14 protein-coding genes, 7 tRNA genes and 1 pseudogene are annotated in these 18,261 nt (G+C 35.6%); 6 read left to right on the forward strand and 16 right to left on the reverse strand.

The window, feature by feature from the left end; all coding sequences use genetic code 11:
* Positions 1 to 3: 3 nt before the first annotated feature.
* From U5B17_RS04345 to U5B17_RS04390, 10 genes are all read right to left on the reverse strand, one after another.
* Complete coding sequence (locus U5B17_RS04345; protein ID WP_430804150.1) at positions 4 to 294, reverse strand: metal-sulfur cluster assembly factor; 291 nt, start codon at positions 292 to 294, stop codon at positions 4 to 6.
* Positions 291 to 1,463 (reverse strand): peptidase M50, encoded by a 1,173-nt coding sequence (locus U5B17_RS04350; protein ID WP_430804151.1) that lies wholly within the window; start codon positions 1,461 to 1,463, stop codon positions 291 to 293. The genes U5B17_RS04345 and U5B17_RS04350 overlap by 4 nt, the downstream gene beginning before the upstream one ends.
* Before the next feature lie 3 nt (positions 1,464 to 1,466).
* The gene (locus U5B17_RS04355; RefSeq protein ID WP_430804152.1) at positions 1,467 to 1,811 is read right to left on the reverse strand and encodes a hypothetical protein; all 345 of its coding nucleotides are present in this window, start codon (positions 1,809 to 1,811) and stop codon (positions 1,467 to 1,469) included.
* 139 nt (positions 1,812 to 1,950) lie between these two features.
* A tRNA-Asp gene (locus tag U5B17_RS04360) sits at positions 1,951 to 2,027 on the reverse strand.
* Positions 2,028 to 2,111: 84 nt separating this feature from the next.
* Positions 2,112 to 2,187, reverse strand: a tRNA-Val gene (locus U5B17_RS04365).
* Positions 2,188 to 2,209: 22 nt separating this feature from the next.
* Positions 2,210 to 2,285, reverse strand: a tRNA-Glu gene (locus U5B17_RS04370).
* 13 nt (positions 2,286 to 2,298) lie between these two features.
* A tRNA-Lys gene (locus U5B17_RS04375) sits at positions 2,299 to 2,374 on the reverse strand.
* Between the two features lie 4 nt (positions 2,375 to 2,378).
* A tRNA-Asp gene (locus tag U5B17_RS04380) sits at positions 2,379 to 2,455 on the reverse strand.
* 84 nt (positions 2,456 to 2,539) lie between these two features.
* Positions 2,540 to 2,615 (reverse strand) — tRNA-Val (locus tag U5B17_RS04385).
* A gap of 1 nt (position 2,616) precedes the next feature.
* Positions 2,617 to 2,692: transfer RNA gene (locus tag U5B17_RS04390), tRNA-Lys, on the reverse strand.
* 178 nt (positions 2,693 to 2,870) lie between these two features.
* Between U5B17_RS04390 and U5B17_RS04395 the strand changes: the two genes are divergently transcribed.
* Positions 2,871 to 3,989 carry a GGDEF domain-containing protein gene (locus tag U5B17_RS04395; RefSeq protein ID WP_430804153.1) on the forward strand — a complete coding sequence of 373 codons (1,119 nt, stop codon included), beginning with the start codon at positions 2,871 to 2,873 and terminating at the stop codon, positions 3,987 to 3,989.
* A gap of 74 nt (positions 3,990 to 4,063) precedes the next feature.
* Here the strand turns inward: U5B17_RS04395 and tilS are convergent, their stop codons facing one another.
* Genes tilS through panC form a run of 3 tightly spaced genes read right to left on the reverse strand, consistent with a single transcriptional unit; the run spans position 4,064 to position 7,243 of the window.
* On the reverse strand, positions 4,064 to 5,056 hold the full coding sequence (tilS, locus tag U5B17_RS04400) for a tRNA lysidine(34) synthetase TilS (protein WP_430804154.1): 993 nt from the start codon (positions 5,054 to 5,056) through the stop codon (positions 4,064 to 4,066).
* A 1-nt stretch (position 5,057) separates the two neighbouring features.
* The gene (rimO, locus tag U5B17_RS04405) at positions 5,058 to 6,365 is read right to left on the reverse strand and encodes a 30S ribosomal protein S12 methylthiotransferase RimO (protein ID WP_430804273.1); all 1,308 of its coding nucleotides are present in this window, start codon (positions 6,363 to 6,365) and stop codon (positions 5,058 to 5,060) included.
* 56 nt (positions 6,366 to 6,421) lie between these two features.
* A complete protein-coding gene (gene panC, locus U5B17_RS04410; RefSeq protein ID WP_430804155.1) occupies positions 6,422 to 7,243 on the reverse strand; it encodes a pantoate--beta-alanine ligase in 822 nt (273 codons plus the stop codon).
* Positions 7,244 to 7,443: 200 nt separating this feature from the next.
* Here panC and U5B17_RS04415 point away from each other — a divergent pair, with 200 nt between their 5' ends.
* From U5B17_RS04415 to ybaK, 5 genes are all read left to right on the forward strand, one after another.
* Positions 7,444 to 10,353 carry an autotransporter domain-containing protein gene (locus U5B17_RS04415; protein WP_430804156.1) on the forward strand — a complete coding sequence of 970 codons (2,910 nt, stop codon included), beginning with the start codon at positions 7,444 to 7,446 and terminating at the stop codon, positions 10,351 to 10,353.
* 413 nt (positions 10,354 to 10,766) lie between these two features.
* Positions 10,767 to 11,042: a hypothetical protein gene (locus U5B17_RS04420; protein WP_430804157.1), complete on the forward strand. Its 276-nt coding sequence runs from the start codon at positions 10,767 to 10,769 to the stop codon at positions 11,040 to 11,042.
* On the forward strand, positions 11,027 to 11,266 hold the full coding sequence (locus tag U5B17_RS04425) for a hypothetical protein (RefSeq protein ID WP_430804158.1): 240 nt from the start codon (positions 11,027 to 11,029) through the stop codon (positions 11,264 to 11,266). The genes U5B17_RS04420 and U5B17_RS04425 overlap by 16 nt, the downstream gene beginning before the upstream one ends.
* A 63-nt stretch (positions 11,267 to 11,329) precedes the next feature.
* On the forward strand, positions 11,330 to 12,430 hold the full coding sequence (prfB, locus tag U5B17_RS04430) for a peptide chain release factor 2 (RefSeq protein ID WP_430804159.1): 1,101 nt from the start codon (positions 11,330 to 11,332) through the stop codon (positions 12,428 to 12,430).
* 67 nt (positions 12,431 to 12,497) lie between these two features.
* Entirely contained in the window at positions 12,498 to 12,998 is a 501-nt protein-coding gene (gene ybaK, locus U5B17_RS04435; RefSeq protein WP_430804160.1) for a Cys-tRNA(Pro) deacylase, read from the forward strand.
* A 39-nt stretch (positions 12,999 to 13,037) separates the two neighbouring features.
* Here ybaK and U5B17_RS04440 read toward each other — a convergent pair whose 3' ends face one another.
* The 3 genes and pseudogenes from U5B17_RS04440 to uvrB form a co-directional block, all read right to left on the reverse strand.
* The gene (locus U5B17_RS04440; protein WP_430804274.1) at positions 13,038 to 14,243 is read right to left on the reverse strand and encodes a restriction endonuclease subunit S; all 1,206 of its coding nucleotides are present in this window, start codon (positions 14,241 to 14,243) and stop codon (positions 13,038 to 13,040) included.
* Positions 14,217 to 16,111, reverse strand: a pseudogene (locus U5B17_RS04445) (HsdM family class I SAM-dependent methyltransferase); the annotation flags it as partial. The pseudogene U5B17_RS04445 and the gene U5B17_RS04440, both read right to left, overlap by 27 nt.
* 151 nt (positions 16,112 to 16,262) lie before the next feature.
* A complete protein-coding gene (uvrB, locus tag U5B17_RS04450) occupies positions 16,263 to 18,242 on the reverse strand; it encodes an excinuclease ABC subunit UvrB (RefSeq protein WP_430804161.1) in 1,980 nt (659 codons plus the stop codon).
* Positions 18,243 to 18,261 lie beyond the last annotated feature (19 nt).

Genomic DNA, 18,261 nt, shown 5'->3' on the forward strand with positions numbered 1-18,261 from the left:
ATATCACGCTCCAAGCGCTTTTCTAACAGTCTCATTTGCCATCATGATGTTCCACTCTGGCTCCCATACAAGGTCTATATCGCACTCATTGATACCATCAACCCTAAGTACGGCGTCATTTACCCAGCCAAGAATAAGCTCATGAAGTGGGCAGGCACGAGTAGAAAGTGTCATAGTCACCTTGGCTTTATCGCCGCTCACTTCAACATCATATATAAGCCCCAAAGACACTATATCAAAACCAACCTCAGGATCAACTATCGTACTTAACTCTGCATAAATTTTATCTCTCATTTTTCTGCTCCAAATTTTGTATATTTAAAGAAATTTAGCATATTTAATGCTACCAAAATAACACTTATAGTTAAAAATAAAACCGCCAAATTTGCACTAAAAGCATAAGCGATAAGTGCTAAAATGTTAAAACAAAGTGCCACATAAGCTGGCTTTTTAAGTATCATGTTGTCTAGTAAAGGCACCTTTGTCTTACCTACAAAAGGAGAAATATAATGATACCAGATAAGAAATGGCGCTATCTTATAAAGATGTCCTACTATAAAAGGATATAAAAATCCATAAATCAAAAGCCAAACAGCAAAATTTGTTCTATCAAAATAGACAAAAACAAACGCTACTACTAACGAAACTAGCGATAAAATAACATTTAAATTCCAATAATCCCACGCCTTTCGCACACGCTTTTTGATTATAAGTCCTGCCTGAAAGATAAAGGCAAAAAAACTTAAAGCAATAAGCAAAAGTGAAATCTCAAATTTAAAACAAAGCAAAACTCCAGCCAGAACAAAAAGACAAAGCGAAATTTTACTAGCCAAAAAACTCACATCATGAGAGAGTGCAAACATAGGTAGCAAAACGCTAGCCACGCCAACGATAATAAAAAACACAAAGCCTGACACAAAATAAACATGTAGCCTTAATAAAATTTCAAAATTTAAACTCACCACACCCGCAAAAACCATCACAAGCAAAAAACCAAGCACAATGCCAACAAGTAAATAAACACTAGATATAAGTAGCGCAGTTTGCGCAAATGAGCGTTTTTTGCTTATAAAAAAGCTCAAAAAGTATGTCAAGCCAAAAAAGCAAAGTGAGATAAAAAGTAGTGCTCCACCAGCATGCAAAAACATTATTTTAGCACCTATCATACCAAAACTTAAAAGTATAGTACCAGCGCAAAAAATAAATAAATTTATAAATGCACCTTTAATGCTAAAAAACGGGCTTTCTAAGATTACGGAAGTAAGCTGATATAGTGCTCCGATGATAACACTCATCACAAAGCCAACTAAAAAAATATGTATAAAACCAGCTGTATTAAAAGCTGTGAGCATATCAAAGTCTGCTTTAAAAAAGGCAAAAATGCTCAAAAGCAAAAACAAAATTCCAGCTATAAAATAGCCACCAACCAATCTAAATGGTGGCGCAAATGTATTTAAAAGCATGAGTTATCCGTGGCAAACTTGCTTTGTGTCAAACTCTTTTATGTTAGCACCATCTTTTAGGCTAAAAACTAACTTAACCTGCTCTGCGTCTAAATTTTCACGCTCAATGTTAAAATTTGGCTCTATTTTTGGGATAAGTCCAGCTGGGAATTTATGATTTATCATTATAACTCTTGTATGTTTATCTTTTACAAAATTTAGCGCAACCATAGCATTTACCATCGGCTCAGGTGGAACACAAGAGCGTGAGTCAAAGCCTATTATCGTTGTATCTCCGTCTATTTTTTTATAAAATTTAACCGTAGCGCCATCGGCATCAAATTCAGTAAATCCATCAAAAAAATTCATATTTTGTCCTTTGAAAATAATTTCAGACAATTATACTCTTAAAATTTTAATGAAACATTGATTAAGCTCAATAAACCAACTAAATTATAGGAAAAATATAAAAATTCTAAAGCAAAATCCGCATTGAAAGTCTAAAAAGTGGCGCAGCGGACGGGGCTCGAACCCGCGACCTCCGCCGTGACAGGGCGGCATTCTAACCAACTGAACTACCGCTGCACCTAAAATTTAAGCTTTTTGGTGATTTAACACCCAAAATTAATAAGGGCAGTTAATCGCCTAAATTATGCTTTAAGCATAAAATGGTGGTCGCTATAAGACTCGAACTTATGACATCCACCTTGTAAGGGTGGCGCTCTACCAACTGAGCTAAGCGACCAAACCTATCAAATTTTACATAATGGCGACCCTTAGAGGATTTGAACCTCTGTTTCTACATTGAGAAAGTAGAGTCCTGAGCCACTAGACGAAAGGGTCATGAACCCAAAAGTGGTGTCCTGTGCTGGATTCGAACCAGCGACCCCCTCATTAAAAGTGAGATGCTCTACCGACTGAGCTAACAAGACAAAGTGGCGCAGCGGACGGGGCTCGAACCCGCGACCTCCGCCGTGACAGGGCGGCATTCTAACCAACTGAACTACCGCTGCACCTAAAATTTAAGCTTTTTGGTGATTTAACACCCAAAATTAATAAGGGCAGTTAATCGCCTAAATTATGCTTTAAGCATAAAATGGTGGTCGCTATAAGACTCGAACTTATGACATCCACCTTGTAAGGGTGGCGCTCTACCAACTGAGCTAAGCGACCATGGTGTCCTGTGCTGGATTCGAACCAGCGACCCCCTCATTAAAAGTGAGATGCTCTACCGACTGAGCTAACAAGACAAAATCGAAATTGAAGTTGGGATTATACAAAAATCTTTTTTATTTGTCAAGTTTTTACTAGCTTTAATTTAAATTTTAAAAATAGAAATATTTATATGCAAGTTTAAGGTAAAATTAGATACCCTAACATAATTATAAATACATCATAAACCAAATAACACTACAAAAAGGAGCATCTATGGCGCAACAAGTAGTATTTGTATGGGGAAAAGAATTTGAGACAAACATAAATCAAGTCGATTCCGAACATCGTTATTTGGTAGAGATTATCAATACTCTTGGCAATAAACTAGCTTTACAAAGCACAAAATTACAAGATCTTACGCCTATTTTTACTGACTTACTTGAATACGCTAAGTATCATTTTAAAAATGAAGAAACGATAATGAAAAATAGTGGCGTTGATATTAGGCATGCAAAAGAGCATCTTAGTGCACATAAAATTTTTATCAAAGAAGTCTCACAAAAATATCAAAATTTAAACCCAGAAAACATCAAACAAGAGGCAAAGGAGTTGCTTGACTTTTTGGTGCAGTGGCTGACATTTCATATACTTGGTATCGATAAAAATATGTCCGCTCAAATTCGTCTTATAAAATCAGGATATACACCAGAAAAAGCATACGAGGAGGTAAGCGGAGTAAATCACGAGCAACTAGACACCCTTGTAAAGTCATTTAATGGATTTTTTGGTGTTTTAATGAAATACAACGAAGAGCTTTTAGCCCTTAAAGCCTCGCTTGAAGAAAAGGTCGAGCAACGCACAAAAGAGCTTGAAGAAGCAAACAAAAAGCTTCAACATATCGCCATGACAGATCTTTTAACAGGACTTTCAAACAGAAGACACATGAGCGATGTATTAAGCGAATGCTGGAATAAATTTGTAAGTGATAATACGCCATTTTCGGTTATTATGCTTGATCTTGATAATTTTAAAACGATAAATGACAACTTCGGTCATGACGCTGGAGATAAAGTTTTAAGAGAATTTTCAGAAACATTAAAATTTGGAGTCAGAACCGATGATGTTGTATGTAGAAATGGCGGAGATGAGTTTTTGATAATATGCCCAAAGACAGATATAAACGGTGCGAAAAAACTAGCCGATAAGCTATACAAAAAGATAACAAAACTCCATGTTGAGTGCGAAAGTGGATGTTGGCTAGGTTCATCAAGTATCGGAGTGGCTAGTGCAAAAGCTGATATGAAAAACAAAGAAGAGCTACTAAAAGAGGCAGATAAAGCCGTATATATGGTTAAAAATAACGGCAAAAACCAAGTTTTTAGTGCAAGCTAAGAACTTAGCATTAGCATGCCTGTTAAAATGTACTGTATTCTTACCCTTTATGCAGGGTTAAGTTTTTAGAAAATTTATTTTCTAAAAACAAAAAACTGGCTTAGATCTCTTTTTTTATATAAATAGCCTCGGTTTATCGGTGGAATTTTACCCTTGCGACACTGCTCTTTAAAAGCTTTGTCCATTTTTACCTTTAAAAATGGTGTTATAACAAGCATATCATCACCATATCCCACTGCCACGCGCCCAGCCAAAACGCAATCAGTCTTTGCTAGCATGCACCGCTCACACTCTGCTCTTTGCGCTCCGCTTAGCAATACACCAAGCATCTTTGCCACCCTATCCACACCACGCATGGCATTTTGATCGTTTTGTACGATATAAACCATATCCCCAAGGTGCGCTACTTTTGGCTCTAAGCGCCTTTTATCCGCGTCTAATAGCTCAAAGCTCTTTGCCACTCCAGTGCCAAATTTTGCCAAAAATGCCTCGCTAAAATTTGCACGCATAAAGTTTCTAGCATACTTTTCATCGCTGTTACTAGCGTCTAAAAAGTGTTTTATCTTTGAGTTTTGCAAATACTTTAAAATTTCAGCCTTACTCACCTTAAGCAAGGGTCTAACTAAGCAAAACTGCTCTCTTTGCTCGCACTCGCTCATCCCAAGCAGCTCATTTAGTCCAGCGCCGCGCCCAAGTTGCATTAAAAACCACTCAAATTTATCATCGAGCTGATGAGCTAAAATGACATTTTTATATATGTGCTCGGCACAAATTTTAGCAAAAAACTCATACCTTACCTGCCTTGCCCTGCTCTCAAAATTTCCATCCTCTAAAAGCACAGAGCGCGTATAAATCTCCTTGCCATACTCCCTAGCAAGCGCCATAGCCGAAGCCACCTCATCCTTGCTTTGTGCGCGCAAGTTATAATCAACCATAGCCAGATCAAACTCCACCCCATGCTCGCACAGTAGATAAAACAAAGCCGTACTATCTGTGCCATGCGAAAACGCAAGCAAATTTTTACTACCTTTTAAAATTTTTAAGCACTCTTGTGACAGTTTTATCAAGCTACGCCCTTTTTACGACCTTTGCGATGAGCTTGCTATCCACGCATTCACTCACCTCACAGACATATCGCCCGCCCATTTCAAGGTCATCTATCTGGCTCTCATTTATCAAAATTTCACCATCTATATCCTTATCCCAGATATCCATCTTCGCGCCAAAAAACATCTCGCCCTCGCTACTTTCACCCTCTATACTAGCGATCACGCTCTTACCTACGCAGTTTTGAAAGCTTTCATTTATGCTTTTTTTGATGATTTTTTCTATCTTACTTAGGCGTTTAGAGATCGTTTTAGTGGCAACTTGCTCCATATCATACGCGTCCGTATCCTCTTCACGCGAATATGCAAAGGCTGAAATTCTATCAAATTTAAATTCACTTAAAAACTCACAAAGCGCCTCAAACTCAGCCTCGCCCTCGCCCGGATGACCCACGATGATACCCGTGCGTAAAAACGAGTTTGGTGCCGCTCTCATCTGCGCCAAAAGCTCTCTTAGCTTGCCTTCGCCGCTGCCTCGTTTCATTATCTTAAGCATTTTATCGTTGATGTGCTGTATAGGCATATCAAAGTAGTTATGAAAGACTTTTGAGGCGATTATGCGTTCTATTAGCCTTGGCGTGGTCGTACTAGGATATAGATAAAGTATGCGCGCGCTCTTTACGCCATCTATCTTTTCAACAGCGTCTATTAGCGTAATAAGTCCGTCGCTTACGCTGTTATCCCTCATCCACGAACTACTGTCTTGCGACAAAAAGCTAAAGTCATAATAGCCCTTTGCTACTAGACTTTTTACCTCGGCTACGATGTTTTCAAGCGAGCGTGACTTTAGGCGGCCTTTAAATGTAGGGATCGCACAAAAGCTACATTTTTGGTTACACCCTTCTGAAATTTTTATGTAAGCGTGGTAGTTTGAGCCCGTTATCACGCGCTCCTCGCTACTTTGCAAATACACATCAGGGCTAAATAAATTCTGCTTTTTTAGTAAAATTTCATCTATCTTATCATAATCGCCCACGCCAGTAAATAAATCAACCTCTGGAAGCTCTCTCATCAGCTCCTCGCGGTAGCGCTGCATCAAGCAGCCAGTCACCACTAATGTCGAGCCCTCTTTCTTGCCATCTGCCATCTCAAGGATCGTGCGCACGCTCTCCTCTTTTGCTGAGGCGATAAATCCACAGGTATTTACTATAATAACATCAGCAAGCTCGATCTCATCGGTTAGCTCATAGTGTGATAGCCGTCCAAGCATAATTTCGCTATCTACTAAATTTTTATTACATCCCAGCGAGACTAGATGGAGTTTGCCTATTTTTTTACTTCTTGCCTCTAGTATTTGGGTTGATTTTTTATTTTTATATGTCATTTTTATATCCATAAATTGTCTATTAATCTTGTTTTGCCCAACTTTGCGGCAACTAAAATTATCGTATTTTTTAGTTTTATTTCTGAAATTTCAGCAAAATTTCTATCAACAATAGCTATATAATCAACCTCAAGCGGCGATAAAATTTCGCTCATTTTTATTTTTATCTCATTTGCGTCTAACTCACCGTTTCTTACCAGTTCATCTGCTTTAAAAAGCGATTTTGAAAGCTTTAACGCCTCTTTTTTTTGCATTTCATCTAAATAGACATTTCTACTTGAAAGCGCTAAACCATTGCTTTCTCGGACAATATCACATTGTATAATTTGCGTTTTTATAAACAATGTTTTTACCATATTTTCCACAATGACTAACTGTTGCGCATCCTTCTTGCCCATATATACTCGACTTGGTTGAATCAAATTGAATAGCTTAACTAATACCCTCAAAACACCATCAAAATGACCGGGGCGAATCTTGCCCTCTAAAATTTCAGCCATTTTTTTTGGAGCAAGAATCAGTGGCTCATCTATAAAATACATATCATTAACATCTGGTATAAAAACCGCTGAAACACCAGCCATTTCACACATTTGCACATCGGCTTGCTCTTGTTTAGGATATTTATGTAAATCCTCACTAGGCAAAAACTGTGTTGGATTTACAAATATTGAAACTATTGTTATGCCATTTTCAATTATGCTTTGCTTTATCAAGCTTAAATGACCAACGTGAAGTGCTCCCATAGTCGGTACAAAACCGATTTTGCCGTAATTTACGCTAACAAATTCGCAAAGTTCAGTTGTTGTTCTTAAAATTTTCATTTTTACTTCTTTTTGATTAAATTTAATGGGATATTTTAGCAAAAAAGCGTTGAATCGCTAATTAAATTTAAAACATAATTCCAACACATAATTCTTAACCAAAAGATTTAATATTAATATTTTATTGTTGGATTAAATTTAAAAATGTATAATCCGCCATCTTTAATCATAAATTAACATATTACTTAATAGGAGAATATATGAATGCTAATAAAACAGCATTTGCTATGCTCTTAGGTGTAGCATTTAGTTTAGAATTAACAGCCAACGATATGAGTCGTTTTATTCAAACCACATCAAATACAAGCCAAGATATAAATCCAAATCTAGAAGGCTTACATGATAGTAAGCATGTGCAAACCATAATAAACTCATCTTCCAACCATGCAAATTTTACCTCATCTAAATACACGCACTATCCGACACTCTCTTATGCAAATACTTACAATATATTCAACTCATCCGCACACTCATCTTTAACGGAGCAATATTTCAAACAAAGACACGAACTTATAAAAAGAGCCTTAAACCGAAGAGATATTATACAAGATCAAAGATATGATTTAGAAATTTTAAAGCGGGAACAAAGTGCATTAAATACACTTATATCACTTGGGGCAAATCTATCAAACAATCAACCAGATATATTTAAAGCAGTTAATGCTTTAAGAAGTTTAAAATTAAAAACAAATGAATTAAATGCTCTTACAAGAGTATCAGTAACTAAGAGCTCATTAAATGATGCGCTTACATCTTATAATGCAATAAAAGACATAAAGGATAGTTTAACAAGTGCAGCCATATTAAGAAAAGAACTAAACAGTCTTTATCAAAAGAGCACCGAGTTTGTTATATCTGCTCAACATATGATGGATAATATACACTCTGTACTCGGATATGGGGTAATGAGCGATGATATATTTGAGCTAACATCAAACTCATTTAATGATATTATCAACAACTTGGAAAACAATATAAAATCAAATTTGATTAAATACAAGAAAAATATAAACAATAAAAACAAAAATGAAGTAGTACATTATATAATCAATAATATATTTGATGCAAAGCTAAGCATAGGCGAAGAAAATGAATATTTGCTTGATTATGATATAGACACAAATACTATATCAAAAATTTTAGATACAACACTTAATAACTTAGATAAAGTCGTAAATAACAAAGATAAAATTTTAAAAATTATCCTCGACTCAGAGTCTAATACAAATAATAAAGGCTATGAATACAATAAATTAAATATATTAGATGATATAAATAAAAAGGATAAAGAGCTAAATGAAATCATCATTAAACTAAAACCGCACATATCATCTTTGCACTTTTATAGTGAGACCACACAAATAAATGAGTACATACTAAAGATAGATGATGTGTTAAGCACGATACCACAAGATGATATTTCTATGGATAAATTTATAGATAAAGCCAGAAGGCTTGATAAGAGCATTTCAAATGTAAAAGGCACAAAAGAGCTTGTAAAAAGCACAGAGCAAGTTTTAAGCTATGATTATCAAAAACTAGTTAAAATATATGAGGACGCATACAATATCGCCACAAATAGCAATTATAATAAAAAGTTAAAAGATAAGATAAAAGAATTAGAAGCAAAGGAGCAAAAATTTAAAAGAATAAATGATCTAGAGACAAACATTGTTCATATGCATATAGATTTACAAAACACCTATGATGATCTTATTGATAATATAGATAAAATAAGGGCTTTAAACGATGAATTAAACGATATAAAGACTCAGATAGACAAAATAGGCGCAGATAACACAGATCAAAAACAGATGCTCAAAAGTAGATTAGATGCGGTAGAAAAGTTTATCCAATCTACACAAAAAGATATAGATAATAGCAAAAGGATTGTATCTGAGTACGCTATACTTTTAAAGGCCGCAAAAGATGAGTATAACAAGCTTATAAATTTAAACCTTTCACCAAGCCAACAAAATTTTTATGATAATCTTAAAAACTCCAATTCAAATTATATAGTATCTGAAATAATTTCAACAAATGATGAGTCAGATATTAAATCCTTTATCTCATCTTTAAGCTCATCTCTTAAAACTACTAATCAAATTTTAAGCGCAGGCTCATCATTTCATCCTATATATCTTAATGCATCACTTAGCACATCAACTCGTCTAGTAAAAGCTTCAAATCCATACACAAATAATCTAGCTCTTGCATATGCTATAAATAAACTAAGCAAAGATAAATTTGCAATTTCTAATAATAATACAATAGCCGCTCAATTAAATGATTATATAAATAGCTTTAAAACAAGTTCAAATTTATATCAAAGCATTATGGGTGGCAGAGGATATGTAAAATCAAATAAATCATCACCTTTAATATATGGCATTACAAGTGGATATGATAAACTATATGACGATACACTACTTGGCATATATGCTAGTTATGCAAAAAGTAGGCTTGATAGCTCGATTATAGATTTAAAAGCTAACCATTATAATATAGGAACATACATGAGACATTATAATAATGGATTTGAGCTAGACATAAAAGCTAGCTTAGGATATAGCAATACGAATTTAAAAAGAGGTGTTAAAACCAAACTAGGTCATAGTGTAAATGATGGCTCATATAATAGCTTAAATACGAATTTGGAGCTTGAGTATGGATATGCCTATAAGATAAATGATGATAATTTTATAAAACCTATTTTTGGCATAGGATATTATTATCTAAAAAATAGCGATTTCAGTGAAAGTGGAAATTTAGCAATGCACTTTAACAAAACAAGAAATAAAGAATTAAGTATGAAATTAGGAGCTGAATATAGAAGCTATCTTAGCGATAGACAATATGCATATATTAATCTAATAGGACAAAAACAAATCTATAAATCCTCAAACGATATAGTAGTAAACTTTATAGATAGTACTGCTAAGTTTGTACTACCAAGCTCAAACAAATCTAAACAAACATATGCTTTAATGCAAACTGGTCTAGACATAATGGTAAAACCTAATCTAAATCTAGGCATAAACTTTGGAGCAAAGACAAATTTTAAAGATGGATATTATAATGGTAATTTTACTATTGGATGGAGATGGTAAAGACAAAATACCAAGATATAAAATTTCATATATCAATTTTGTATTAATTTAATGAGCATTAACCAAAAAATACTAAACTACAAAACAGATAAGTCTAACCCAAAAGGAGTCAAAATGGCAGCACAAGAGGTAAATTTAGAGAGCATAAAAAAGGATATAGACGCGCTAAAGTCAGACTTTAAAGATGTTTTGAAGTCATTAAAAGAGCTTGGCAATACAAAAGCTTAAGAGAGCAAGGACAAAATACTAGACTCACTAAACGCTGATGAGCTTAAAAAATATATTGGTGAGATTAAGCTAAGAGGAAAAGGCAGCGTTGATAGCGTAAATGAAGCCATAAAAGATGATCCTATCAAAAGTGTGGCGGTAGCTGCTGGCATGGGCTTTTTGCTTGCTTGGATACTTAAAAAATAATGGCAAGTCTATCTGAATCTATAGTATCAGTCGTGGAGCTTGTAGAGGCGCAAGCGACTGATATTAGACAAAGTTTTACTGCAAGCGCCGATGCGCTTTTAATAAAATGCGTAGTTGCAGTACTGGCAGTTGTTGGCTTTGTCTTTTTACTGCTTGGGGCAAATTTATTTTTTGCTAAATTTTTAGGCGATATCAATGGCTATTTTGCCACTTCTGGTTTAGCTTTTTTAATCTCATTCATACTTTACAAGGTTGCAAAATGCAAAGCCAAATGACAAAGCAAAAGCTAAACTTGGTTCTTTCTATGCTTCAGACAAAACAAAATTCAAGACAACTAAAGCTAGAAGAAGCCAAACTAAAAGTGCTGCTAAACGATCCAGCGCCAGATATAACAAACGAGCTAAGGCTTTTAAATCAAGGTAAAATTTCTGAGATATTTATTAGTATGATTGATAAATTTATCCTTATCCCAACGCTTAGAAAAATTTTCACCAGATAGTTTAAAATCAGTATAAATTAAATATGATATAATCGCACCAAAATATAGAATTTGGAGCAAATTTTGGACGCATACGAATACACAGAACTTCTTAAAAAATTAACAACAAAAGCCCAAAATATCGGCGCTATCGTAAAGCCAAATGAGATAAAAGCTCGTTTGGATGAAATTTCAGAACTTGAGCAAGATGTAAATTTTTGGCAAGATGTATCTCGCGCAACAGCACTTGGCAAAGAAAAAACAAAGATAACAAATATGCTTGAAAAATTTAACAAAGCAAATAGCGCAGTCATTGATGCAAGAGATCTTTATGAGCTAGCCAATACCGAAAATGATGAAGAGACGATAAACTCACTTTTTGCTGAAGCAGATAAGCTTGAAGATACGATAACTAGCCTTGAAATTTCGATGTTGCTTAGCGGCGAGGATGATGGTAAAAATGCTATCGTTACTATCCATCCAGGAGCTGGTGGCACTGAAAGCAATGACTGGGCAAGCATGTTGTATCGCATGTATTTAAGATTTTGTGAAAGAGAAGGCTTTAAGGTCGAAACGCTTGACTTTCAAGAGGGCGAAGAGGCTGGCTTAAAAGATGTAAGCTTTATAGTAAAGGGTGAAAATGCCTATGGCTACTTAAAAGCAGAAAATGGGATACACCGCCTTGTTAGAGTTAGTCCATTTGATAGTGCTGGAAGACGCCATACTAGCTTTACAAGCGTCATGGTGAGCCCCGAGATAGATGATGATATAGAGATAGAGATAGAAGAAAAAGACCTTAAAATAGACACCTATAGAGCAAGTGGGGCTGGCGGTCAGCATGTAAATAAAACAGAAAGTGCTATACGCATAACACATGTGCCAACAGGCATAGTCGTGCAATGCCAAAATGACAGAAGCCAACACAAAAACCGAGCAACTGCCATGAAAATGCTAAAGTCTCGCCTTTATGAGCTTGAACTAGAAAAGCAACAAGCAGCTAGCGACAGTGTTGAAAAAAGCGAGATCGGTTGGGGTCACCAGATCCGATCTTATGTGCTTTTTCCTTATCAACAAGTTAAAGATGTTAGAAGTGGCGAAGCATACAGCCAAACGGATGCCATACTTGATGGCGATATAAAAAAGATGATAGAAGGCGTATTAATAAGCCTTAAATCAGAAAGATAAGCCATTTATATTAAGTGTATTTGAAATTTATTTATCAAAACACACTTTAGGCAAATAATTAAACAAAATGAGAAAAAAAGAGATTCATAAAACTAACGCGGCAAGAGTTCTTGATAGACTTAAAATTTCTTATGATATATTTGAGTACGAGGTTGATGAGAGTGATCTAAGTGCTGTTCATCTAGCTCAAGCAACTGGCATAAGCATTGAAAAAATTTACAAAACCATAGTCTGTGAAGTAGGCGCAAGGGAGTATATAGTAGCTTGCATTCAGGGAGATTTGGAGCTTGACTTAAAGGCGCTTGCAAGCGTGAGCAGATATAAAAGATGTGAGCTCTTAGCGCTTAAAGAGCTTGAAAAAACGACTGGTTATATAAGAGGTGGCTGCTCTCCTATAGCTATGAAAAAGCACTTTGCAACCTTTATAGACGAGAGGGCACTTTTGCAAAAACAAATTTTAATCTCAGCTGGCGTGCGAGGTAAACAACTATGCCTTGCGCCACATGATTTAGCGCACGCTGTAAATGCAAAATTTGCTGCCATTACACGCACTCCTGACATTGCATAGTAGCAAGAACAAGCTTAGTATTTTTGTCAAATTTTGATTTTAGCAGTGGTTAGTTTTATTTTTTGTGATTATAAATTTTGTAGTCGCGATTTTACTATCCGCCCACAAAACCACATCTTTTATGACTAGTTTTTCTACCGCCTTGATGAAATTTTGCATAAAATCAAAATTTAATTCGCCGTTTTCGTTTATTGGGAGTTTGATTTGCATATCTTTTACAATTTTACGATTAAATTTATTGCCATAATTAAATAATCCGTTTGTTATTTTTCTAAAATTTACCACAAAATAAATCAAACTATATTTTTGCCATAAATCATTGTAAGGGTGCATGCCTTGAACATGTGAATATCCAACAAAATCTTTTGGCTGATAAAAAATACTATCGGAAGTTGTAGTATCGCTAAAAGTTATAATATTGCCGTTTTCAGTAGGTTTTAAATCAACATAGCCGCCTATGCCGTTGTTTTGACTTGAATTTACTATAACTGGTGTTTCTCCAATGGTGGAAAATAAATCACTATTTGTATATCCGTAATTTTTAGTAGGATAAATATCAAACAAATCCCCAATACTAAATTCACTAAATTTAAGGCTTTCTACCCCCCCCCGTTTGTAAATTTCGTCAAATTTCGCTAACGCTTCGCTTTGGCTTTGCGTTAGTTTGTAATCTTTTAAACCAGTTACCGCAAGATACGCTTCGAGTTCCTCGACGAAGCTTTGCATAAATGCAAAGCTTATTTTGCCTCCTATCGTAGGCAAAAGAATTTTTATTCTTGATATACTATCAACATTTGAACCGATACCCCAAGTAAATTCTCTTAAAACCTTATTAAAATTTGCAACTATATAAAGTGCAATTTTTGAGTTAAAGTCGTCAAATTTTGACTTTAAAATTTTCACTTTGTTACCAGTAAAATATGGTAACTTTTGATAAAAAACACTAAAAGTATCTTGTGCAAAACTTAAAGTATTGCCTTCATTTAAATATTGCTCATCTTCGATAACATAGCCACGAATTCCATTGTCTATGGTGCTTCTAACAACATATGGATAGCTACCTGCTATTATTTCATCATAAATTTTTAAATTTTGAGCGTGAAAAATCTTTTTGCTGGATTTTAGCTCAAAAATTTCATCAAGCCGAAATTCCCTAAACTCCCCACCACTAGCCTTAAACTCACGCTCTAATTTCTCGATTTTTAAGCTTATCCTACTGCGACTGGGACTATCCTTTTTTAAAATTTGGCTTACTTCCCAGCTTAAATAATCGCTCACGGTCTTTTTAAAATCAGCCAAATTTGGCATTGTGTCTATTTTTTTGTGTTGGTCAAAATTCCAGTCATTGCCACTAGGCGTAATAAAATCTTCTACAAAAATTTCATCCAAATTCCACTTTGCCTTAACTTTTGCGTTTTTGCCGTTTTTGTAAATTTGTATAATGTCGGCATATCTGTTTAAAGGTTCATCGATTTCTTGCAAAGCCCTGCTTGTGCGTTTGTAGCCGTCGTTTCTAAAATCAATAAATTTGACAACTTTTTCATAATCATGCGGCACACCTTCTTCAAAAATATAAATGCTAGTTTGAACTCCTCCATAGGCTGAAATAAATCAGTTGGCATTTTGATACTGGCTTTTAGCGTGTGGTGTTTTAAAATTTCTTTGTTTGATTTTATCGCTTTACCGCTACCTGCACTATCTTGGATAATGATAGCTCCAAGTCCGTGTTTTTGCATTTTTGAAAGTCCAAATTTAATAAATGGCATTCCGTTTTCATCAAATGTAAAAGGCGGATTTAACAAAATTCTATTTGCGTTAAATTTAGTATAAAGGCTCTCTGGTGTGTCAAATGCATTTGCTTTTTGAATATTTACCGAGCCATCTCCACGCAAAATCATATTTGTAGCCGCAAGGGTATACATTTCGGCATTTAGCTCAACGCCTAGAAGTTTTTGTTTTTTGATATTTTGTATTTCTAAATTTGCTTGGGTTGAATTTTTGGTGTAGGCGTTGTTGGCACTCTCACACATTAACTCCATTGCAGAAATCAAAAATCCAGCCGAGCCTGTGGCTAAATCCATAACTTTGCAGTCTTTGTCAATTTGTAAAATTTGAGCCATCATTTTAGTTACATAAGGTGGAGTTAGTACGATACCAAGCTCTTTGCCATCTCCTAAAGCGTATTTTAAAAACTCGCTATACATTTCGCCCATAATGTCAATATGTCCGCCAAAGCCGTCAATTTGTTTGTAGATAAATTCATAAATAAATGTAAAAATTTGCTTGTTTATAGAAGATTCTTTATCTAAAAATTTAGCAATTTCTTTGTCGTTTTTGGTCGGTTTGTCTCTTTGTGGGTCTTTTGAAATCTCTGAAAAACTTGCAATCATGAGATTTAATTTATCTTGTGGAATTTGACGATTTTTTAAAAATTCTTTTATGCGATTTACAATTTTTACGCCGTCTCGCTCGGCTTGTAATGCTACGCCTTTTAAATCATCGCTTGTAAGCCCATAACCGATAATTTCATTATCATTTTTAATATCTTGCATAGCTAAAAGCATACCAGAGACATAAAGAACACGCTGTGGGGCAGTGATATTTAGGTTATGCATAAGTTTGTTTAATTTTTTGGCGTAAATTTGGAGTTGAATTTGAGATGAGATTAAAATTTGGTGTTTGTCGTCATCTGTAAGTTTTGCGTCATTTAAAAATTCGCTAAATGTGGATTTGTTTTCTAAAAAATTTAGCGTTTTGTATTTTGACATAAATTTAAATGCACTATCGCCACTACCATATACAAAATATACTTGTAATTCCACGCTTTCATCATTATCGCCTGCAATCCCTATGGCGATAACTTCATCGTATTTGCCAGAAGCAATCATATTTCTAGCATAATACAACGCCCCATTTACGGCAAAATTTGAAATCGAAGCATCGTCAAATTTTATGCCGTCTTTGGTGGATTGGACTAGTTTTTTGGCGTGTAGTTTATTTTCTATAATAACAGGAATTTCATATTTTTCAATGCTAAAGTCAGGTTTGCCAAAATTTGTTTTATTTGCCGTTTTGGCTGAGCCTTTTAAACTCTGTTTTAAATACTCTGAAATGCTTGATTCAACATTTTAATCTTTTAATTTTTTAAGCCCTAAGCGAGTGAAATTTTGTTTTACAAAATCATTTACATCATCTTCGAGTGTCCATTTTGCCATTTTTAACCTTTAAATTTTTATTTGATTGTATTAAATTTTGCCTGAAATTTCACAAATCCCTAAGCTTTGCTATCTCATCCCTTAATGCCGCGGCTTTTTCAAACTCCAGTGCCGCTGCTGCCTCAAACATCTGCTTTCTTAGCTCTTTTACTAGTTTTGCTCGCTCACTAGCTGGCAACTTCTCTAGTTTTTTGCCCTTGCGATAAATTTCAGCATCATCTTGCTCGTGCAAGCTCTCTTCGATATTTCTTGAAGCTGAGCGTGGCGTGATGTTGTTTGCTTTATTGTATTCATCTTGCATTTTACGCCTTGCGCTCGTGATATCGATAGCTTCTTGCATTGAGTTTGTTACCTTTTTGCAAAACATCACGACCTTGCCATTGACATTTCGTGCGGCTCGCCCCATTGTTTGGATTAGGCTCGTTCGTGAGCGTAAAAAGCCCTCCTTATCAGCGTCCATTATGGCTATGAGCGAGACTTCTGGCAGATCAAGCCCTTCGCGCAGTAAATTTATACCCACTAGCACATCAAAGCTACCACCACGAAGTCCGCGTATAAGTTCGTTTCGCTCAATAGCATCGATGTCTGAGTGCATGTATTTTACTCTAATGCCAAGCTCAGTGTAGTAGCGAGTTAGCTCCTCTGCCATTTTTTTAGTTAGCACGGTTATCAAAACTCGCTCATTTTGAGACACTACATCTTTAATCATATCGTGTAAAATTTCAACCTGATTGTCGCTATCTTTTATCTCGATGAGTGGATCAAGAAGTCCAGTTGGGCGTAAAATTTGCTCATAAACATGATCTTTGCTAAGCTCAAGCTCAAGCTCGTTTGGCGTGGCTGATACAAAGAGAAAATTTGCATTTTTGTTGATAAACTCATCAAATTTTAAAGGGCGGTTGTCAAGAGCTGAAGGCAGACGAAAGCCATACTCCACAAGCGTCTCTTTACGGCTTCTATCTCCTGCATACATACCACGAAACTGCGGCAAACTCACATGACTTTCATCAACTATGACTAAAAACTCACCGCCGTTAAGCAGTGAGAAATAATCAAACATCGTATATGGCGTCTCGCCAGGTTTTAGCCCTGTTAAGTGCCTTGCGTAATTCTCCACGCCCTTGCAAATGCCAGTACTTGTAAGCATTTCAAGATCAAATTCGACGCGTTGTTTTAGGCGTTGCATCTCGACCAATTTGCCCTCTTTTTCATAAAATTTCAGCCTCTCTTCAAGCTCAGCTTCGATGCCTTTTATCGCTGATTTTAGCCTATCTTCACGCACGATAAACTGACTTGTAGCATAAAGTGTAAATTTAGAAATATCCTTTAAACGCTTATTATCCAGCACTTCAAAATGATACATGCTCTCAATCTCATCTCCAAAAAACTCAACCCTTAACGCCTCATCGCCCCAGTAAGCTGGATAGATGTCTATCACATCGCCATTGACACGGAAATTTCCGCGGTCAAAATAGGCGTCGTTTCGAGTATAACCCATATCTACAAGGCGGTTTAAGAGTGCTTTTTGACTTATCTCATCGCCAACATTTAGATACTGCACCATGCCTTGATACTCGCTTGGATCGCCAAGTCCGTAGTTTGCCGAGACCGAGGCGATGATGATGACATCGTCAAAGCTAAGCAAACTAGCCGTCGCAGATAGCCGCATGCGTTCTAGTTCGTCGTTTATAGAGCTATCCTTTTCGATAAAAAGATCTTGGCGTGGGATGTAGGCTTCTGGCTGATAATAATCATAATAGCTAATAAAATACTCCACATGATTTTGCGGGAAAAAGCCCTTAAATTCGCTATAAAGCTGGGCTGCTAGGGATTTGTTGTGTGTCATGATTAGCGTTGGCATTTTTAGATTTTTTATCACATTTGCCATTGTAAAAGTTTTGCCTGAGCCTGTAACGCCAAGCAAAGTGTTATATCTATTGCCGTTTTTTATACTTTTTACGATACCGTCAATGGCGTTTTGCTGGTCTGGGGATGGGGAAAATTTGCTTGAAATTTGAAAAATAGACATAAAATTCCTTGTAAAATTT

It is taken from the genome of Campylobacter australis (assembly GCF_050586305.1).
Taxonomy (GTDB): Bacteria; Campylobacterota; Campylobacteria; order Campylobacterales; family Campylobacteraceae; genus Campylobacter_A.

What these genes read in the sequence shown, in the direction of transcription:
- U5B17_RS04345 (WP_430804150.1), bottom strand. Translation starts at nt 294, where the DNA reads ATGAGAGATAAAATTTATGCAGAGTTAAGTACGATAGTTGATCCTGAG.
- U5B17_RS04350 (WP_430804151.1), bottom strand. Translation starts at nt 1,463, where the DNA reads ATGCTTTTAAATACATTTGCGCCACCATTTAGATTGGTTGGTGGCTAT.
- U5B17_RS04355 (WP_430804152.1), bottom strand. Translation starts at nt 1,811, where the DNA reads ATGAATTTTTTTGATGGATTTACTGAATTTGATGCCGATGGCGCTACG.
- U5B17_RS04395 (WP_430804153.1), top strand. Translation starts at nt 2,871, where the DNA reads ATGGCGCAACAAGTAGTATTTGTATGGGGAAAAGAATTTGAGACAAAC.
- panC (WP_430804155.1), bottom strand. Translation starts at nt 7,243, where the DNA reads ATGAAAATTTTAAGAACAACAACTGAACTTTGCGAATTTGTTAGCGTA.
- U5B17_RS04415 (WP_430804156.1), top strand. Translation starts at nt 7,444, where the DNA reads ATGAATGCTAATAAAACAGCATTTGCTATGCTCTTAGGTGTAGCATTT.
- U5B17_RS04420 (WP_430804157.1), top strand. Translation starts at nt 10,767, where the DNA reads ATGGCAAGTCTATCTGAATCTATAGTATCAGTCGTGGAGCTTGTAGAG.
- U5B17_RS04425 (WP_430804158.1), top strand. Translation starts at nt 11,027, where the DNA reads ATGCAAAGCCAAATGACAAAGCAAAAGCTAAACTTGGTTCTTTCTATG.
- ybaK (WP_430804160.1), top strand. Translation starts at nt 12,498, where the DNA reads ATGAGAAAAAAAGAGATTCATAAAACTAACGCGGCAAGAGTTCTTGAT.
- uvrB (WP_430804161.1), bottom strand. Translation starts at nt 18,242, where the DNA reads ATGTCTATTTTTCAAATTTCAAGCAAATTTTCCCCATCCCCAGACCAG.